Source organism: Streptococcus oralis, from assembly GCF_001579025.1.
Lineage (GTDB): Bacteria > Bacillota > Bacilli > Lactobacillales > Streptococcaceae > Streptococcus > Streptococcus oralis_X.
Map to the genome: position 1 here is coordinate 1 of NZ_KQ970244.1, position 679 is coordinate 679.

Consider the following 679-nt stretch of genomic DNA (forward strand, 5'->3'; position numbering starts at 1 on the left):
CAAATGTCATGCGGCATCTACTCTTATGCGGTATTAGCTATCGTTTTCCAATAGTTATCCCCCGCTACCAGGCAGGTTACCTACGCGTTACTCACCCGTTCGCAACTCATCCGCTCGGTGCAAGCACCAAGCTTCAGCGTTCTACTTGCATGTATTAGGCACGCCGCCAGCGTTCGTCCTGAGCCAGGATCAAACTCTCATTAAAAGTTTGAGTTCTCACTCATTTCTGTCACTGACAGATTTATTGTTTTTTTCATTGTTCAGTACTATAACCTCAGTTATAGTGCCCTGCACATTGGTTCGTCTTGTTCAGTTTTCAAAGGTCTTTGTCACTCATTCTCTCTCAAGCGACAACTATATTAGTATATCACAGCTACCTGTCTCTGTCAACAGATTTTTTAAACTTTTTTCAAGTTTTTTTAGCCGCAATACACCATAGTCCGTACGGGATTCGAACCCGTGTTACCGCCGTGAAAAGGCGGTGTCTTAACCCCTTGACCAACGGACCTGAGCTTTTCAACTCTTTCTATTATACCTACTTTTTTACCTTTGTCAAGGACTTTTTTCAGTGAAGTTAATTTTTTCTTTTCTTCACTAATTTAACCACTGCTTCTGTCCGTGCAGTGTGGGGAAACATATCGACCGACTGGATATACTGGAGGTCATAGACTTTTACTAG

General features: G+C 42.6%; 1 tRNA gene and 1 rRNA gene. Both read right to left on the reverse strand.

The window, feature by feature from the left end:
• A 16S ribosomal RNA gene (locus SORDD27_RS09430) occupies window positions 1-205 on the reverse strand; the annotation flags it as partial.
• Window positions 206-436: 231 nt separating this feature from the next.
• Window positions 437-508: transfer RNA gene (locus tag SORDD27_RS09435), tRNA-Glu, on the reverse strand.
• Between the last annotated feature and the right edge of the window lie 171 nt (window positions 509-679).